The organism is Mucilaginibacter sediminis (assembly GCF_051903035.1).
Classification (GTDB): Bacteria; Bacteroidota; Bacteroidia; order Sphingobacteriales; family Sphingobacteriaceae; genus Mucilaginibacter.
Window position 1 is genome coordinate 249,283 of record NZ_CP170602.1, and the last position, 20,482, is coordinate 269,764.

The 20,482-nt window shown below is 51.7% G+C and carries 6 protein-coding genes; all 6 read left to right on the plus strand.

Going from position 1 to position 20,482, the window contains the following annotated elements:
• Positions 1 to 88: 88 nt before the first annotated feature.
• Genes ACFGVS_RS01015 through ACFGVS_RS01040 form a run of 6 tightly spaced genes read left to right on the plus strand, consistent with a single transcriptional unit; the run spans position 89 to position 20,482 of the window.
• The gene (locus ACFGVS_RS01015; RefSeq protein ID WP_439697091.1) at positions 89 to 2,572 is read left to right on the plus strand and encodes a hypothetical protein; all 2,484 of its coding nucleotides are present in this window, start codon (positions 89 to 91) and stop codon (positions 2,570 to 2,572) included.
• Between the two features lie 3 nt (positions 2,573 to 2,575).
• The gene (locus ACFGVS_RS01020; RefSeq protein WP_439697092.1) at positions 2,576 to 3,658 is read left to right on the plus strand and encodes a DUF928 domain-containing protein; all 1,083 of its coding nucleotides are present in this window, start codon (positions 2,576 to 2,578) and stop codon (positions 3,656 to 3,658) included.
• Between the two features lies 1 nt (position 3,659).
• Positions 3,660 to 4,115: a hypothetical protein gene (locus tag ACFGVS_RS01025; protein WP_439697093.1), complete on the plus strand. Its 456-nt coding sequence runs from the start codon at positions 3,660 to 3,662 to the stop codon at positions 4,113 to 4,115.
• A 17-nt stretch (positions 4,116 to 4,132) separates the two neighbouring features.
• Complete coding sequence (locus ACFGVS_RS01030) at positions 4,133 to 10,738, plus strand: hypothetical protein (RefSeq protein ID WP_439697094.1); 6,606 nt, start codon at positions 4,133 to 4,135, stop codon at positions 10,736 to 10,738.
• A 17-nt stretch (positions 10,739 to 10,755) separates the two neighbouring features.
• Positions 10,756 to 11,547 carry a hypothetical protein gene (locus ACFGVS_RS01035; protein WP_439697095.1) on the plus strand — a complete coding sequence of 264 codons (792 nt, stop codon included), beginning with the start codon at positions 10,756 to 10,758 and terminating at the stop codon, positions 11,545 to 11,547.
• A gap of 10 nt (positions 11,548 to 11,557) precedes the next feature.
• On the plus strand, positions 11,558 to 20,482 hold the full coding sequence (locus ACFGVS_RS01040; protein ID WP_439697096.1) for an RHS repeat-associated core domain-containing protein: 8,925 nt from the start codon (positions 11,558 to 11,560) through the stop codon (positions 20,480 to 20,482).

The window sequence follows — 20,482 nt, forward strand, 5'->3', positions numbered from 1 at the left end:
CTCGAAGCAGCTGTTCCAAAGTAAAAAAGGGGGAACCGGGGCCGGTTCCCGTCAAAAATATAATTGATCCGCAAAATAGGTGCTTTTAATGAGAAAGTTTAGTATAGCAATTCTTAGCGTCGTCCTGCTTGCCTGTAGTTCCCTGGAAACAGGCGCAAGGCCCGCCGCGCTTTTTTGCAGGACAGCTAGCCAGGACACGACAGGCCGTCACCAGAAAGCGGATTCGGTCTTTTTGAAAAAGATACTGAATGCCTTATTTCCGGTACCCGGAAATACCGCCGGGTTATCCCCCGTTCCGGCCGCAACGCGCTCCCGGACCGGTCTGGTGCTTACCGCCCCCGGGTCGGACACCAATGCGGTCAAAAACAGCCTGGAGCGGCCCATGGGACTGCTCCAGGGCAGTGCCGCACAGCTGGCATCGGCAAAGGCCGCTGTCAAAAAAACGGCCCCCATAAACACCGTTGTAATAACCGACAAGATCGCCAAGCAATTGGGAGACGTCAAAATGCCGGCGGTAACCGCGGGGCTTTCCCTCGAAAATGATTTCCGGTACCATCCGGTACCTGGTATTTATACCCAGAATAAAATCGAAAACGTAGTCGGCGTCCGCGGCAGCGTGGTCGCCTTCGGTTTCCCGGTCAATATCAGCATATCGAATAATCAGGCTGTTTTTAACGGCGATAACCGTTCCGCTGCAAACCTGTATAAACTCGGGCTTAACCCGGATATGTTTTCCGGCCTGCTCAAAAACCAGCTCCAGCAATATACAGACCTGAAGAACACGGCTTTCCATGGTTTTGATTTTACGGAGTATGTACGCCAGACGCTTTCCGAACAGGTCCGGTCCATCAACGGGCAGGAAGGTTTGAAGAACGCCGATTTTCATCAGTACCTCGGCGACGCGGCTAACCTGCAGGGGCTGATCCAGGCATCCAGGGGAGAACTGAAGAGTAAACTTGCCGCCATCGCCGACCGGCAGACCAGCCGGATGGCCCATGGGGACACCGCGCTGGCTGCAGCCCTGGGGGAGCAGAACCAGCGGAAGGCCGATAGTATCGCCCTGGTCATCACTGCGATCAAAACCCTGCTGCAAAAAAAAGGGATAGATCCGGCCCGGCTCCTGCAGGAAGAGAATTACCTCGGCGGGAAAAGCAGCCCCGAGTTCAATAGTTCGGAACAACTTACCGCGCTGATGGATAAAAAACCGGCCAACGGCCTACAGTCTCTGCTGACCGGCGTCAAAGATTTCAGGTTCGGGTCTTTTGGCAGCCAGGTTCCCGGCGCCACCGATAACGAGAGCCGGCTGGTTAACGGTGCCAGCCTGGGCATCAAAGTAAGCGGTTATCCCTTAACCTTCGGTTACGGCAAGCTGGATGATATCAGCTCGCTGAAAGATGCCGGCTACCAGCATTCGGTCTATTCGGCACCCAAAAACATTACTTATATCGGGGGGGAGATCAGGCGCAGCATATTCGGCAAAGTCAAATTCTCGGTGGTGAGCTCGTTCAGCGGCCAGGGCGCTTTCAGCCGGAACAACCCGTCGATCCCTTCCAATGCGGTAGCGTTCACCCTGACCAAATTCTTGAATTTCGGGGACCTGGGAAATTTCGCGGTTAACGTATCCAAGTCATCCACCCTGTATAACAATAATTACCAGGTTGGCAGCGAGGCCGTCCTGCAGCAAATGGCGGGCGTCAGCAATACCCTGAACAATGACCTTTTTCAATCCATGGCGGTCGGGTTTAGCCATGACCTGAACAGCACGCGGCTGAACGCCACGGAGCATATTTATTTCAATTATGGCGGGCTGGGTTACCAGAACCCGGCCAATAACGGCAATTCAGGTTCCACCATGAAGTTTGGCGGGAGTGTCAGGAAAGCGATGTACCGCAACAAGCTCCAGTTTATCCTCCGTACCGATTTCAGGCAGATGCCCCTGAGTTATATCAGCAACGATAAATGGAAGAATTACCAGTTGCAGTTCACCGGCCGGTACCAGGTCAGCAATAAGCTGAATTTTAGCCTGAAATACCTTTCCGGCGGTACCGGCAAGGTTTCAGACGGCGTCTCCGTACCGGTATATAACACCCAAAAATTCGAGCTGGATGCCAATGACACCTATAAGATCGGTAAATATTATTCCACCAGCCATATCAGCATTGGTAACCAGAGCCTGAACAACAGCTATGTTTCCGATTTTAGCAGCAACCTGTTAAATGTCAGTTATATCCAAAGCATCGCCTTCAAAAGCAGCGCGGTTACGGGTACTTTGTTCTACAACAAAGAATTATCCGGCTATAAGCTGATCGGTAACTTGCTGACTTCCGATATCGCTTACCAGTACCAGCTGTTCAAAAAGCTCCAGCTGTCATCAGGGATTACCTACCTGAACAATGTCGATATTGCCAGGCAACTGGGCATCAGGCAGAGCCTCCAGCTGCTGGCCGGGAAAAATTATGATGTGAATGCAGCAGTCGACCTGCGGAAGAACCTGATTACGCCGCGGAATGCCGCATTATATGCCTCGACGCGGGGTGAGCTTTTATTCAGGTATTATTTGAAAACCAATTAGGCCATGAAAAAAATCTTAACCCTCATCGCACTGCTTTTTTCGGTACCGGCCCTGGGCCAGGTCACCTTCCAGTTCGTACCCGACGTTTACGGGCGGAGCGTCGACGGCTTGCTGAACTGCAGGATATTAAACGCTTCGGGCAACAGGTCTGCTACCCTGACCGTATCGGTAAACGAACGGAAAAGCGGTAGTATCGTGACGTTGACCACCACCAGTTTTAACCTTTCACCGGGCCTGAATTCGATACCGGGCACCTCGCTGAAGAGTTCCAATATCCAGTTTTATAATAACCCGGTTTCGGTCATTACCCGGCATGACCATAATTTCCCGGCCGGCGATTACGAGTACTGCTTTACCCTGAACTTTTCCGGTAGCGGAGCCGATCTCCCGGTCGAGCAATGTTTCAATTATGAACTGATTCCTTTTTCGGAGCTGCACCTGTCAGAGCCCTATGACCGGGACACCATTTGTGAAAAACGGCCGCTGCTGAGTTGGCAGCCACTGCTGCCCGGGATCTCCGGTTCGGCTTACCAGCTGGTTATCTCGGAAATAAAAAGCGGTCAGAATGCCGTGGAAGCGCTGAACTACAACCTGCCGGTTCTGAACCAGTCGATGATCAATTCTCCCATACTGCCTTACCCGGCTATCGCGCGGGAACTTGAAGAAGGTAAAAACTATGCCTGGCAGGTAACGGCTTACAAGGACCAGACGGTATTGAACCGTTCGGAGGTATGGTCGTTCCATGTGGGCTGCCGGGAGAACAAAAAAACGCCCGTACCCGAAGAAGGCGGTTACCGGGACATTGAGGACCTGGCCCGGGGCAATTATTATGTCGCCGTGGAGACCATCAAGTTCGCCCTGCAGAACCCTTATAACGCGCAGCCGCTCAAATACCAGGTGGAGAGTCTGAATAATCCCGGGAAAAAGATCAAAGGCCTGCCCGGAATCAAACTGCTGAAAGGAAAAAATAAGGTATTGATCGACCTGGCCAACACCGATGCCTTTTCCGACGGCAGCTCCTATATCATGAAGGTATGGCTGCCGGACGGAACGGTTAAGATTTTAAGGTTTATATACAAAGACTGAGATGAAGCGAAACTTACTTTTTTTAATCATAGTCACCTTTACAGCCTGTAAAACGCCGACAGAGCGGTGGCTGGCGGGGATGGAAGATTTCAGGGAGGTACGCTCAGCCACGCTCAGCCTGCAGGCCCTACGGATGAAAGAGTCCGCGCGGGATACGGCGGAACTGAACTATAAAGTCAGGATATACCCATCCAGGGCCTGGCTGGGCGCAAACAGCCGTAACGGCCGTGCTGCGGATTTCTACTACCACATGGATAGCGCTTTTACCGTGAAATATGGTAATCAAACCATGCAGCCCCAGCTTGTGCAGCCCGTTGCCAATGGCTTATCAACCTGTTTTGAATACCTGGTGACTATTGCTGTCACTCCGGGGCTTAAAATGAAAACGCTCAGTATCCTGTACCGGGACCGTTTTATCGACGGCAAGACATACGAAATGAATTTAAACAGGCCATGACATACGGCCGGATGAATATGAACAGAAGATCTCAAAAGAAAATCGCAGCAGGGCTGCTTTGCCTGATGGTGACCAATATCCTGACGCCCTGCCTGAGCTATGCACTGACCTCGGGGCCGACGCAGCCCGAAACGACGGCTTTTACCCCCGCCGGTACCTCCGATATGGTGGACCTGTTCACCGGGGATTTTAAATACAATATCCCGCTGATGGATGTGGACGGTTATCCTCTTAACCTGAATTACGATTCGGGAAGCGGCATGGATGACGAAGCCAGCTGGACAGGTCTCGGCTGGAATGTTAATGTCGGCGCGATCAACCGCCAGTTACGGGGACTTCCGGATGATATGTCCGGTGATTTAGTGGAAACAGAGCATTACACTAAACCCAAAGTTACCGTTGGAGGTAGCTTATCCATAAAAGCGGAGGTTATCGGGCTCGGCAAAAATCTTACCGGTTCCGGCTCATTTACCTTAGGGGTATTTAGCGATAATTATACGGGTATAGGTGCCACCGTGGGTGTCAACGCGGGTATTTCATTTGGTTCACCGAATGAAGGCGGGATGACCGCAGGCCTGGGTACCGGGCTTACCTCCAGTACGGCAAGTGGGGTGGATGTGAGCCCCTATTTAAGCCTTGGTATCAAAGAAAAAAAAGATAAAAACGTTTCTGAACGTGCCAGTTTAAGTGCTTCTCTCGGGTTTAACAGCCGGTCTGGCATGAAGAGCCTTACGCTTGGTTCAAGCTATGGAATAGCCGTTACCAGAGAAAAAAAGGCTGCAGACGGCAAAAGAAAAGGCAAAGAAAGAGAAGGGCTATCCGGCTCAACGAGTTCCTCCGGTTCCTTTATATCATTCAATACCGAACCGATATTACCTAATATTGATATTCCTTACAAATCGAGATACGGCTCATTCAGTATAGATGCCGGGCCTGCTGCGGAAACGTTTTTCGTTGGTTTTGGCGGATCCGGTTATAAAAGCGTCCGGGAGGTTGCCCAGCAGCAGCTGTTTAACCCCGCTTACGGCTTTTTATACGCGGAAAGGGGAAAAAATCAAAAGAATGCAGCTATGGATTTTATCCGGGAAAAAGAGAACCCGGTTATACCGGACATCCCGAACCTGGCATTGCCAGTGCATACACCCGATCTTTTTTCTTATACCAGCCAGGGCGGCTCAGGCCAGTTCCGGTTATACCGCGGTGGTTCGGGCGTTTTTTTTGATAATGAAGTGAGCGACGACAACAAGGTGACCACTATTGGCGGTGACATAGGGTACGGCGCTACTTTTCATGCCGGTGTCACGTTATTCAAGCAAAGCACCAAAAGTACGAGCCGCAAGTGGGTCGATAATAATAATTACCTGAACAAAGGTGATTTCCAGGACGTCTCCTACGATAATCCAAATGCGCAGCATGCCTATTTTAAAGTAGTTGGTGAGAAAACAGCGGAAGATAACGATATGGTTTCCAAACTCCATGGCACACAACCGCTGGAAGTAAGTATCACAGGTAAAACGGCTAATGCCGCTTTTACCAATGCCTCGTTAACAAGCCTGAAAAAAAACACCCGCCAGAAAAGCAGTGATGTAATCTCTTATCTCACTGCGGAAGAGGCGGCCAAAACTGGCCTGGATAAGGATATCAGTAATTACAGTTTTAATGATTCCGCCAGCTTTCAGCTCCCGGTTAATCATAAACCGGTACCGGCCAGTCATTTGCCCCGTGTTGATAATGCCTATCACCAAAAGCACCATATATCCGAAATTACTGTAACCAATCCTACCGGTAAAAGATTGATATATGGTATACCTGTTTACAATACCAAACAGTCGGAATATAGTTTCGCCGTAGGCGCGAAAGGAAAGGACTACGATATTGTTGCAGGTACCAATAACCAGGTGCCATTGCTGGTTGACGGTTCAGGTATTAACCATACCAAAGGGATAGATAACTATTATCAGAAACAAACCACGCCCGCATATGCGTCCAGTTTTTTATTGACCGCCATATTATCACCGGATTATATCGACCGTACCAATGACGGGATAAGCGACGACGATCCCGGTACAGCTATTAAATTCAATTACTCCAAACTTCCCAGTCTGTTTAAATGGCGCACCCCTTTCCATAATGCCACGTTAAACAGGGGGCAGCTTGCCGATCCCGACGATGACAAGGCCAGTATTGTATATGGCGAAAAGGAAGTCTGGTATGCAAATTCTATTGAATCCAAGACCAAGATTGCTTATTTCATCACACAGGACAGGCGGGACGCGCTTGGGGTGACCGATTACACCGGGGCAAGCACGGACCTCAATAACCGGCAAAAATGTCTCAAAGAGATCCGTCTTTATTCCAAGGCGGATATGAGCAAGCCCATTAAGGTAGTTAAGTTTGAATATAACTATGAACTTTGCAAAGGAGTGCCAAACTCGGCCGATAATCAAAGCGGGTTATCCGCAGATCCCAATAAAGGGGGTAAATTAACTTTAAAAAGGATTTATTTTCAATATGGTAACAGCACCAGGGGAAGTAAACACCCCTATGATTTCTCCTACAGCAAAGCTGTAAACGGTCAGGACATAGGCTATGCTGATATGGCAACGGATCGCTGGGGGGTATATAAAGCTACAGGTGAAAATAACCTGCCCCTGAAAAATGACGAATACCCTTATACCAACCAGGACGAACCTGGCAGTCATTCTGTAAAGGATCGGGTGGATCAGAATGCTGCCTTGTGGCATTTGAATAAGATCAAGTTGCCGACCGGCGGAGAGATCAATGTCAATTATGAATCCGACGATTATGCTTATGTACAAAATAAGCGGGTCATGACCATGTCGGGCATCCAATCATTTATCGATGCCCGGGGAAACGACCTGGACGCTGCCTCTGACAGCTGTTTAAGAGTTGCCAAAGGGTTCAAAGTCAAAATTTCGACCGCCCCGGGCAACACCGAAAACCAGACCCAATGGTTCAAAAAGAACTACCTGAACGGTGCGGACTATATATACTCCAAGGTGTTCACCAAAATGTCGACGCCCTACAGCTACAGTACCCCGGAAACGGATTATGATTTTGTGCCCTGTTATTCGAAGGTAACCTCGGTATCTGTATCCGGTCAGTATGCCAGCATCATGCTGGAAGACAGGAGTGATGGCGGGGTTACGGCTAACCCCATTATTTTTTCTGCCTGGCAGAAGATCAAAAATGAATATCCCCGCTTTGCTTATCCCGGCTTTGACAAAAGAGCGGGGAGTGAAACCGCGCAATCCTCGGTGTCTAAAGCGGTGTCCGCCATCTTTAGCGCGTTCGGGAATTTAAGCGAACTTTCCCAGAATTTCTACCAGAAGTCCTTTAAACGAAATTTTGCTGCGCAAATTCAACTGAACAAATCGTTTGTGAAACTCACCAAACAGGACGGTTTTAAATTAGGTGGAGGAGTAAGGGTAAAAAAGATCCGGATCAGCGACGACTGGCAGGAGATGTCGGGCAATACCAAGGGGTTCACCGCAAGCTATGGCCAGGCCTATGATTATACGACAGTAGACACCGACAGTGGGATAACCATAAGTAGCGGCGTAGCTGCTTATGAGCCATCGGTAGGTAATGATGAGAACCCTTTAAAACAACCTGTTCCTTATGTGCAAAAAATAAAAGGAGCCATTGATAACTTCTTCGAACTGGAAGAGCCTTTTGGGGAATCTTTCTTCCCGGCCCCGACGGTCGGATATAGCAAAGTTACGGTTACCGACCTGGACAAGTACGGTAATCCTGACCCTGCATTGCGCACCGGCTATATCGAGAATGAGTTTTATACGGCGAAGGATTTCCCGGTTAACGTAACGGTAATGCCTATTTTGCCCAAGCACAATAAACCCATTAACTATCTTTCTTTTCTCGGGGCTACCAGTATAGATGAATTATGCCTGTCCCAGGGTTATGCTGTGGAGCTCAACGATATGCACGGCAAGGCGAAGGCGGTTAAGACATACAATTCGGCGCGTTCGGAGATCGCTTCAACCATCTATTATTATAATGCGGAACCCAGGGGCGCCTCGGAAATGCGCCTGAAAAACCTGGTTAATATCGTCAACCCAGACGGCACGGTCTCGCCCAACCAGGTGATCGGGCGAGATATCGAGTTTTTTACCGATTTCCGCGAAAATGAATCCCGGAACCCCGGCCATTCCTACAACCTTGGATTTGATATGGTTGGGTTAAGTTGGTTCAGCTTTCCCCTGCCGCATTTTCCGAACGGGGATAATTCTGAATATAAGTTATTCAGATCGGCTTGTGCTGTCAAGATCAGCACCTGCTACGGTATTATCGACAAAGTGGTGCAGACAGAAAACGGATCATCTATCACCACACAAAACTTAGCCTATGATGGTGTAACCGGCAAAGCGCTTGTTACCAAGACCCAGAACGAGTTTAACAAAAATATCTATTCGCTGAACCTGCCGGCCTATTGGGCTTACAAAGGGATGGGGGCAGCCTACCAGAACCAGGGCATCGTGCTGAAAAATTTCAGTACCAACGCCAACGGTGAGCCGGCCGGTTACAGCGGGTTTTTACAGGCCGGCGACGAGATCGCGGACCTCACAACCGGTACCCGGTACTGGGTCATCGACAACCGGGCCGACCAGGCAACCGGCACGTCCAAAAAGCTCATCAACCGCAAAGGCCAGCTGATTTCCTATTTTAATGCCGCCGGCCTGGTCAAACTGGTACGTTCGGGCTTCCGGAACCTGCTGGACGAGGAGACCGCCGCGATCGTTTCGCTTAATAACCCGATCCAGGGCGGGAAGCTCCGCATCACTGCCAACGAAGATATGACCGGCCTGGGGGTGATCAACGCGTCCGCGGCTACATTTAACCAGAGCTGGCCGATAGAACGGAGCAATAACCCTTCCGACAGCACCCGCGTGGAAAATACTTCCGCGGTATTTACCTTTACCGCTTCGGCAGGCAATGCCAACCATGGCCACGACGGGGCGATGCTGCTCGATACACCCGGCACGCGGATCGTGCAGAACGCCTTTTTAAAAGGCGGGCTCGACCGTTCCGGTATTTGGCTTAACCCGCCGAATACCCAGTACCTGAATGTCAGCCAGGGTTTTGAAACGACCTTCAGCGTCGCCAGCGAGGGCTTGTATACCCTCGGCTATTCGGGCGACGACGATTTTCATTATTCGATCGATAACGTGCCCCTGCCCAACCCTGCCCAAAGCCCGTTGTACTGGACGGTGCTGCCGCTGCACCTGACGGCCGGGAAGCATTATTTAACGGCGGAATGTACCAACCTGCCATTGCAAACAGGACAACCGGACAACCCGTCCAGCAACCCCGGCGGGATCGGCCTCGAGCTGTACCACAATACGCTCAGTCAACTGGAAAACGCACCCGCTGACGGTTCGGGCATCCAGGTGCTGTTTACCACCAGGAACCTCGTGAATAACCCCGACCTGCAGAGCTTCCGGACTGTCAATGGTGTGAAAACCTACCGCTTTACCTACCGCCGGTTCACCAACCCCTATATCGGCGGTTACCTGGGCAACTGGCGGGCTTACCAAAGCAAGGTGTTCCAGCAAAGCCGATACAGCTCCAGTTTACCCGAAAAAGGCGTTGACGTGAAATCTGGCGGTTATATTCAAAATTTTGCTTCTTACTGGTTTTACGGGGATATTACTAAAGGAGAAACGCCCGGCTGGCAAAGCAACCAGGCCGGCAACCGGGCGCGCTGGGTGACCGCCAATACGGTTACCTCTTATGATAAATTCGGCCAGCAGCTCGAAAACAAGGATGCCCTGAACCGGTACAGCGCAGCGAAATTCATCTTCAACGGGGAACTGCCCGCCGCGGTGGCTTCCAACGCGATGAACCGGGAGATCTATACCGGCAGTTTTGAGGATAGCTTCTTTACGCCGGGCACCGTGCCGGACAGTACGAAGTCCTTTGAATTCGTGCAGGCGGGCACAATGGCTTCGATCAAACCGCTGATCGTCGCCGATACCGCGCATTCGGGGAACTACAGCGTGCTGCTGCCCGCCGCCGGGATACAGCTGAACACCCGTATCCACGAACGAAAGCTAGGTATCGACAGCCTGCTTACCATTAATGAATACGGCGAATACAATACCCGGAACGATGTCGGCATATATCCCAATGGTTTTGAGCCTAATCCGGCAAAGAAATATATTTTCAATGCCTGGGTGAGGGACACGCATCCCGCCGACAAATCGGTTAACCTGACCCTGTCGGTCAACGGAACGAATGTACCGCTTATCTGCAAAGCACTCGTTGAAGACTGGAAACTCGTTGAAGGCGCTATCACCACATCCGCACTTGGTACAGATAACAGCTTTCATGTATTGATCAGTCCGGTTGACCCGGCGGTGTATATTGACGATATCCGGATGCACCCTTTTGACTCGCACATGAAAACTTACGTGTATGATGACAAAACGATGCGCCTGATGGCTGAGCTGGACGAAAACGGCTTCGCAACCTTTTACGAGTATGACGATGAAGGCCTGCTGATCCGGGTCAAAAAAGAAACCGAGCGGGGGATCATGACCATTAAGGAGACCCGCTCATCCTATAAAAAAAGCGGTTCCTGATTTATTCCGAGTTTGTTATGAAAAAAATAGCTAAAGTTAAAATTACCCTATTGATTGCTGCCGCCTTAACCGGGCTTGCCCTGCTGGGCCGTGCCGTCGGCCTTGCTGTCAGCAGCCGGCCGGCTGCGCCGCGGAAAACAGCGCAGGCCAGCACCCTGCCCGTTTTGGTATATGATACCCTGACGGTCGGAAAGTTCAACAGCCTGCTGCGTTCTATGGACTATAACAAAGTCAACTGCCTGTATGCAGGCAGCATCGATGTAACGGATGGCAAAGACTCGGCCAATAATGTCCGCAACCTGAAATTCCTGTTTAACAAACGGGGCAAAACCATTTATTACCTGCTTGGCCGGACTGAGACCCTCAACCAGGACGGGCTGAACATTTTTATCGATCATGAAAATCAGAAGATCGCCCTGTCCAACGAACACTTCGAGGCGGCACCGCCGGTAAAAAGCACCACGCTGATCATTTCCCAGATGCGCTCGGAGAATTACAGTCTGCTCGCCGTAGCGCAAGGCGCGTCAAAAAAGATCTCCATCCGTAACGAAAGGCATGTGACCTGTAAGGAATTGTCGGTGACCTATGATACCCTGTCCAATAAGCTGCAGCAGGTCTACAGCCGTTTTACAGACATTACCGACATCCCCAATACAACCACCGAGAAGCAGGTCCGGATCCGGGTCGACCGGCAGGAGGACCGGGCCGAAGCCGGCCTGTACCCGGTGGCCGGGGATGTCGTGCGGAAAGCAAATGGAAAATGGGCGCTTCAGCAGAAGTACGCCAGTTATGAATTGATCATCCTGTAAACCTGAACCGATGACCAGAACGCTGAAATTCATCGCCGTTACCTTTATTTGTGCCTTTTTGCTCCGGCTGGCGGCCTTTGCGGGCACTGAACCTTATGAAAACTTCATCAAGGGCAGGATCAAGCGGAACGATACGCTGATTGTTAAGGACGAAAAGTTCAACAATGCAAAATTCAACTGGGGCGATATCACCAATATCTCGGTGAAGGATTTTATCGCCCTGCGCATTACCGACGAGGCTTTGTTAACCAAAGATTTCAGCTGCCAGCTCAAACTGAAGGTCGAATACCTGAGCTCACCCGGCCAGCTCGTACCGGAGGTTAAAAATATCGGGCTAAACGTCAATTATTCAGTAAAAAAAGGAAGCAATTATAAAATAACCGATTCCTATTCTTTTGCGGGTGCGTACTGGATCAGGGTAACCGTTGAAAATATCTACAGCCCGGAATACGGGAACGACCTGCCCGCGGCCTTCCAACTGAGCAGCCATATCGTGATCGACAGGCAGTACCGTTTCAGGCCGCACCAGGGCATCCGGCCAAACGTCGTGATGGCTGCGGGCCTTGACAATACTTCACAGGCCGCTCCGGCGACCGGCTTTTCTGCGAGCCATAAATCCAAATTACTGATGAGTCTGCGCAGCGGTGCGTCAGGCTCAAGTCCGGCAACAGGACTGGTTAACGGGGGCAACCAGCTCCAGCTGACCTGGTCGGTCATCAGCGGCGCGGAAGAATATGATATTGAATGGACCACGGTCAACAACGGCAACCCTTATTTCAGCACCGTGCAGCAAATGGCCGCCGGGACGGCAGGGAATGTCAGCCCGGTTATCCTCGGCAAGCTTTTCCTGCACAATGCCTCCAGGATCACCACCCATGACCAGGCTTACCTGCTTTCCCTGGTTTATAACGACGACTATATCCTCGTGCGTATGCGGCAGGTGCAATACGCTGCGGACGGCACGCGGCTGCTCGGCGACTGGGATTATCGCCAGGACAACAACAGCTACGCGGCCTGGGCGCTCAACTGGTACCAGGACAGCCTCAACTGGCAGTACTCCGCCAGTTTTGCCGAAGAAGGCAAGAAAAAAGAAGTGGTCAGCTATTTCGACGGCTCGCTCCGTGGTCGGCAGACCGTAACGATCAACAATTCCGATAATGTCGCGGTCGTACAGGAAAATATCTATGACGAGTTCGGCCGCCCCACCGCCAGCATCCTGCCCGCGCCCGTCAAAGAGAGCGGCAGCGGCAACCCCTACCTGCATTATTTCAAAGATTTTAACCTCAACGCGAACGATTCGTCGTATAACGCGGCCAATATCAAGGGCGCAGTCCCGGCCGCCTCCTGCGAGTTCAACCCCGACCCGCTGAAAACTTCCTCCGGCGCTTCGCTGTATTATTCGCCCCAGAACCCTTTTATGGGCGATAAAAACTACAATAAATATATCCCCGATGCCGAAGGTTTCCCCTTATCGGTCAATGAATATACCGCCGACAATACCGGCCGGATGAAGGTACAGGGCGGCGTAGGCAAGGTCTTCCAGCCGGGCAATTCCTATCCCAGCAAAACCACCAAATTCTATTACGGGAAACCCGAGCAATGGGAGCTGGACCAGCTGTTTGGCAACGATGTAGGCTTTGCCAGCCACTACCTGAAGAACATGACCGTCGACCCCAACGGGCAGGCCAGCATCAGCTATGTCAATGCCAGCGGCAAAACCATCGCCACCGCGCTAACCGGCCCGGCACCTGCGGGCATGGATTCGCTGAGCTCTATCGTACCGGCACAGTACAAGGCGATCAACCTGCTCGATCAAAGTAAATTCGCCTTTGATAACTCGGCCTTAAAAATTTCGGCCACGACCACCTATCTGGCGGCCATCAGCGGGGACGTGTTATTGAATTACAATGTCGAAAAACTTGTCGACCAGTATCCCGGCGGGGCCAAGGCCATCTGCAGCAATTGCTATTATGACCTCCGCATCAAAATCGTGAATGACTGTAACAGCGTTGTCTATTCGACCACCACTCCTATACAGATTGGCGCCAGGACAGCGGATTGCAACGACCATGGCTATGCCACTAATTCGTTTACCGTTAATTTTCCGCAAATAGGGGAATATTACATCTCCTTTGAGTTGGCCTTCAGCAAGACGGTGATGGAAAACTATGTGGACCAGTTTGTGATCAAGGGGCAGCAAAACGGTGCTTTGCGAAAAGAGTTCAGTTTTATTTTGCCTTATTTGGACAGCATCGATTTTAAAGGATGCCTGAGTGATTGCAAAACCTGCGTGAAAACATTGGGGCTTAAAAATGATTTTATCAGCCTGTTTTCCAATAGGCTGACCGCCCTTGATGTGGATTCGGCAAGTGTGCAGGGCACCGCTTTTCAAACCTGGGTAAACGCCAAATACGACTACCTGAAGGTTTATTGCGATTCCTTAGCGGCCACCTGTAATTTGCACCCGAGCGTTTCGCCGTGCGACCAGTATGAAAAACCGATGCTGGATGACGTATCGCCGGGAGGACAGTATGCCTTGTTTGATAAAAACGGCGTGGCGCTGGAACCCGCCACCAATGTGATCTCCGCCAACTGGAGGACCCAGTTCCCGGTACTGGCCAGTGGCGACAGCCGCTACCAGGCCGAGCTGATCACCCTGCCCGATGGCAGCATCACCTCGCCATATGATGCTTCCTTTACCCTGCCGCAACTGGTAGAATACTGGAAAGCCAGCTGGGCATTTGATTTCTTACAATACCACCCAGAATATTGTAAGCTGCAGTTTTGTATCGCCAACGCCTCCTTTAAAAGCTGGGACCAGCAGGTGCAGGATGATATTGACAAAGCTACAGACATCGCGGCTATTCCTAACGCGCCCGCCGGCTTTCAATATGATCATGCCAACGGGGCCTGGCTGCTCAGCGCCGATCCGTTCTTTCAAACCGGCGCCCCCGGTGCTTCATTCAAAGGCGCTATACAAAACGATTTGTTAAATTACTCGCTTAATGTCGCCAACAACCAGGTTTCTACCGTAAAAAGCTTAACCGGATTTGTTGACTACCTGACCTATTGCGGGGATGTCAATGGGAATACCAATACCTCAAATGACCCCAATAATAACTGGGACAATTGCTCACCCACGGCCTCCTGCCGGGTACCCGACCGGGAGTGGAGCAGCTATAAAGAACTATATTTTTCCCTGAAAGATATATACTACGAAAAATTAAGGGCGACAACCACCTGCGCCGGGGCCTGCCCGGTCGGTACACCCCTGGCACTGCCGCCGAATAACCCCTGCCCGGTACCGTCTGATTTTACGATAGCTGCCTATTCCGCCGTGGACGGCCCGCCAACCAGCCAGTGCCCCGCGCCGCAGCAGACCATTTCCTTGTCCTATGTACCCGGCAAACTCGGTACCGCGGTTACGGTAACGATCGCGTACCCCGCCGGTACGGATATTTCCGGCCTGCAGACCGTGTTCCAGTTCGCGGCCGGGCAGGGCCAGCAAACCTTCTGTATGCCGGAGCATATCCCAGTGCAAGGCCTGAGCATCCAGTCGATCGTTTGCCCGGACTGCCTGGCCAACCCGCTGCTGTTCAATTCCTGGAACAACGCGCATATCGTACAAAAAACATTCGACAGCAATAACCAGCTGACCGGGACCACGACCCTGCAGCCGGGCAGCAGTTCCTATTTTTACGGCACACTGACCATCCGGCCGGACAATACTTATGACGTGGCCGGCGATATCCATAATTATTCCGCCAACTGGGAAATGGACCCGCACTGCAACTTCGCCCTTTACAGCAACGGCGTAAAATATACCCTGTACAGCGTGACCGATCATCAGCTGGTACTCGGTCACCGCGAAGGCAATACAGAGGAAACCTGGTATTTCGACGGCACGGCGGACCTGACCGTATGCAGTAACCCTGTCGTGGTGGAGGCAGTATCGGTGGCAGGTCATAACACGTTCTTCAGCGGCACCTTCCCCCAGCGGCATTTGCTGACCGTGATACCAGGCACTGCCGGCAGCCAGCCTGTTTTTAACGGCACCAACGCCCTGGGCCAGGCTGTCGCCGCGACCGCCACGTTCTATACCTGCCTGAGTATCCACCAGGCCAATAATACCACCGTCAACCGGCAGAATGTCTGGCTGTTCGACGCCCTCTACGACACGGCGCCGAACAGTTGTCCTGCGGTGCTGCTCGTTAAAGAATCCCGGTTTAACGAAATAAACCGGAATATAATCACCGGCGACGTAACCAGCGAGGTACAGCAGAACAAGGATAAGGTCGTGCAGCAGGTGCAAAGCTCCTGCGAGGCCAATGCCGACGGCTGGATGGCAACGTTGAGACCGGGCCTCAGCGGTTACGCCACCGCCGATACCACCGCCCTACGGGCGAAATTGATCGAGATCTGCGCTGCGGGCGGTGACCTCGACCATCCTTTCGGCGCCAGCACACTGCCCCCCGGTCAGCTATCCGCCTCTGGCTACGCGAGCTTCGGCGATGCGATCAAAGGGACGCTGCACATCGGCAGCTTTACCAGCCAGCTCAATCCCTGGCTAATCGGCTCGCCCTACCCGTATACCGCGAAACAGCAAAGCAGCCCGATGAGCATTTCGGCCAGCAGCAGCGACATTTGCGACCGCCTGCAACAGCTGCAGGGGCAAAAAGACGCGTATAATGCCGCGCACGGTAGTTCCCTGTCGCTGTTTGATTACCTGACCCAGCTGTACGGCACGGCCATGAGTTTATCGGCAGCAGACCTCGCCACCTTGCAGAACTCCTGCACGCAGTGCCGGTTTCTATTAGCCTACGATATGATCCTGCCGGTGTTTATGCAGCCGGGTACCAGCGGCTGCGTAATGGCGACCGATTATACGGCAGCCAAAGCCGACCTGCAAACCGGGTTCCCCGGCGGACTGGCTACGACGGACCCGAACTACCAGCTGATCTTTACCAATTTTATGAACCAGCGCTGGGGTTTCGTGTTGACCTATGACCAGTACATGGATTACGAAGCCGCCTTGGCGGCCAGTCCCGGCAAAATACTTTGTAACCAGGTGGGGGCCGCGGCAGCGCAGCCGGTCAATACGTTTGACTGCATCGCGGGGCAGATGGCCGCCGAAGTCGCCAACGGGAAACGGGATTACCTGGCCTATATCGAGGAACAAAAAAACCTGTTCCGGGCCAGCTATATCAGTACCTGCTCCGCGGCCCAGGCCAACCTGAACCTGTTCGCCTCGCAGAAAGTATACCACTATACGCTGTATTATTACGACCAGGCGGATAACCTCGTGCGGACCGTCCCGCCCGAAGGCGTTTCTTTGTTAGATGAATCCGCTTTCCCGGCGGTCGATAATTACCGGCAGCAATTCGCCGTAGCGGCGGACTATGACGTGTACGACCATTCGATGGTCCATACCGATAAACCGTCCGCGCTGGATTCCCTGTCCAAAATGCTGGCCGCCAAAGACACGGCGGGCCGCAGCATCGAAATGTGGTTTTACAATAATCACCAAAACGGCAACCAGCTGGTGGCCACCACGCCCGATCACAAGATCCTGTTCCAGACCTGCGTTCATGACACGCTGATGAGCGTAGATGTTTATAAACTGGACTCGGCAGCCACCAATTCGGTCAGCATACTGGCAGCGAGCCATTATACTGTGAGCGTGGCGAAACAAACACCTTTTACCAACTGGCAGCATGTCGTGCTGACCAGCGGCAATTTTTTAACGGATACGATTAAAGCCTATTATAACGGGAAGCTGATGCCGGCGGTATCCGGTGCGCCTTACGCGGGCTGCGGCCTGAATATCGGCCCCGGCGGCCTGGCGGCCAATGTGCCGGATAACTTCGGCACGCTGAAGCACCTGCGAATGTATAACCGGATCATGGATTCGGCAGAGGTTTACCATAATGCAACCAACCCCTACTTCCTGCCGACCAATGACACGGCCATGTACTGGTACCGGGCCAATATCCCGGACCCGAACTCCGTCACTTCCATCGATAACCTGAATACGGACGAGTTCGCCTATGCCCCGGTATTCCCGAACCACCGGATGCCGACGACCTATGCCTACAACAGCACTAACCAGGTCAACAAGCAGCAAAGCCCCGATGGCGGCATCAACCGCTATTGGTACGACCTGCTCAGCCGCCTGGTCACCTCGCAGAACGACAAACAGCTGCCGAATAACGACTACAGCTATACCGTTTACGAACCATTGGGCAAGATCACCGAGGTCGGGCAGAAAAAGCAAACCGCTGTCAACCTGGGTAACCCGGATTACCTCAGTGACAGCACCTATAACGCTTTCCTGGCCACAGGTACCAACGTGCAGATCACCAACACCTATTACGACATGCCTGCCCCTGCAACCAACGGCATCCAGTCCGTCAGCCAGGATAATCTCCGTAAACGCGTTGCCGCGTCCACCTACCGGGATACCGAGGCCGGGCCGGTGCAGCAGGCGACCTATTACAACTATGACCTGGACGGTAATGTCAAAACGCTTTACCAGCAGATCGCGGGGTTGGAGCTCAAACGGATAGACTACGAATATGACCTCGTGAGCGGCAAAGTGAACTTTGTCAGTTACCAGAAAAACCAGCCCGACCAGTTTTACTATGATTATAATTACGATGCCGAAAACCGCTTGACCGAAGCCTGGACCAGCCCGCTGGCCGATATCAACGCCACCGGCAGGGGTAGCCAGCTCGATCCCGATAAAAAGCGGATGGACGCCTCCTACCAGTATTACCTGCACGGTCCGCTGGCCAGGTACGAACTCGGCGATATCAACAACAAAGTGCAGGGAATCGACCATGCCTATACGCTGCAGGGCTGGGTAAAGGGCGTGAACCGCACCGTCAACGCCGCGCAGCCCGCCTTAACCACCGATATAGGCAACGACGGCGCCAACGGCGTCGGCCAGGACGCTTTCAGCTATAACCTGTATTATTACCCGAACGATTACAAACCCATCGGCGGGGTCAACCCTTTTGATAAAGTACTGGAGACCCAGCCTGATTTCTACCCGCTCTATAACGGCAATATCGCCGGCATCGCCCAGAACCTGCCCGCCATCGGCCAGCCGCCGATGCTGAATACCTACCGGTACGACCAGCTGAACAGGATCACGGGCAATATCCCGCACGAGAACACGCTCCCGGGAACATTGACCGTCTACGACGGCATGAACGAGCGGTTCAGTTATGACGGCAACGGCAATATCAAAACCGCCTTCCGCCAGGGCGACGCCTTTGCCGCCCCGAAAGCAATGGATGACCTGTCCTATAACTATAACCGTGACGGCAACGGCAACCTGGTCAATAATAAATTAAGGCATGTCAACGATGCCGTACCTTACAACAGCGCTGATAACCCGCAGGACCTCCACGACCAGGTCACCGATAACTACCAGTATGACCCCATCGGTAACCTGGTCAAAGACCAGCAGGCCAATATCGCTAACATCGACTGGACCGTTTACGGCAAGATCAAAGGCATCACCAAAACGGAGGGCCCGTCTGTCGCCTATAATTATGACCCTGCCGGCCAGCGTGCCAGCAAAACTGTCAACGGACTCACCACCTGGTATGTAAGGGACACGCAGGGCAATACGCTGGCTGTTTATGACAATAAACAAAATCAGGTCAACTGGCGCGAACAGAACCTGTATGGCAGAAGCCGTTTGGGAACCTGGGAACCCAATGTTAACCTGTCCAATAACAACGCCGCAACCGTTTGGGATACCATCGGGCATAAACAGTACGAGCTATCTAATCACCTCGGGAACGTACTGGCTACGATAACGGATAAACGTTTAGCCCACAGCAGCAACGGAACCACCATTGACTATTACGAACCGGAAGCGACTACTGCCCAGGAATATTTTGCTTTCGGCGCCCTGATACCAAAAAGGAGCTTCGATTTAGGGAAGGCATACCGATATGGCTTTAACGGGAAGGAAAATGATAACGATATAGGCAAAGGTATCGGTAACCAGCAGGACTATGGCATGCGTATCTACGATCCTCGTGTGGGCAGGTTTTTGAGCGTAGATCCGTTAAGCCCTAAATACCCAGATTTGACCCCTTATCAATTTGGAAGTAACAGGCCGATTGATGGCATTGATCTCGATGGCCTTGAATGGCAAAGATTTGATAATAGTTACACCTCGACAATAGTTTATCCACTTGATAGGGACGCCACTATCGAGCGTGAGTACCAAGCCGCTTTGCATTCAAAAATGAACGTGATGACTGCCGAGGGTGTATATGAAGTGAATAAACAATTAGAGCTCATAGGAAAGAAATTTGACAATATAATATTTTCGGGACACGGTACTGCTTCTGTCTCCTCAATTACTATGGGTGATGAGCGATACACGTTGGATGCAAAAACAGCAGCCTCTTATGACAATGCGTACCCAATAAATGATTATGAGGCTCAGTTAAAAAAATTAGGTTCTTTTGTGAAAGAAGGAGGAATGGTAGTATTATTAGGGTGCTTTCAAGCTACACCGGTACACAATGAAAATACAGGCCGATATTGGAAAGATGGGAATCCTGGCAGCGGGGAAATACAAATTAGAATGAACGGCGACCCACTTGTAAGAAAATTAAGCCAAATACTAGGTAGAACAGTATTAGCTTGCCAGGGCGAAAACTATTCCAATTCTAACATATTTTCCGGAACAAGGTCTCTCAGCGCTCGTCCTGGTGGGGATCATTATTACAATAAAATGGCTGCGCTATTTTACGATAAATGGGAGATCATACAACCCAATGGCAATATATATAATATAAGTGGAACAGTTACCATGAATCAACAAGGGCAACCAAATTTTAAACCGGTAGAAACTCCTTCCCTTACAGGCAATGAACATACCGCAGAGATAACGGAAGGAGTACATTAA

What these genes read in the sequence shown, in the direction of transcription:
- ACFGVS_RS01015 (WP_439697091.1), top strand. Translation starts at nt 89, where the DNA reads ATGAGAAAGTTTAGTATAGCAATTCTTAGCGTCGTCCTGCTTGCCTGT.
- ACFGVS_RS01020 (WP_439697092.1), top strand. Translation starts at nt 2,576, where the DNA reads ATGAAAAAAATCTTAACCCTCATCGCACTGCTTTTTTCGGTACCGGCC.
- ACFGVS_RS01025 (WP_439697093.1), top strand. Translation starts at nt 3,660, where the DNA reads ATGAAGCGAAACTTACTTTTTTTAATCATAGTCACCTTTACAGCCTGT.
- ACFGVS_RS01030 (WP_439697094.1), top strand. Translation starts at nt 4,133, where the DNA reads ATGAACAGAAGATCTCAAAAGAAAATCGCAGCAGGGCTGCTTTGCCTG.
- ACFGVS_RS01035 (WP_439697095.1), top strand. Translation starts at nt 10,756, where the DNA reads ATGAAAAAAATAGCTAAAGTTAAAATTACCCTATTGATTGCTGCCGCC.
- ACFGVS_RS01040 (WP_439697096.1), top strand. Translation starts at nt 11,558, where the DNA reads ATGACCAGAACGCTGAAATTCATCGCCGTTACCTTTATTTGTGCCTTT.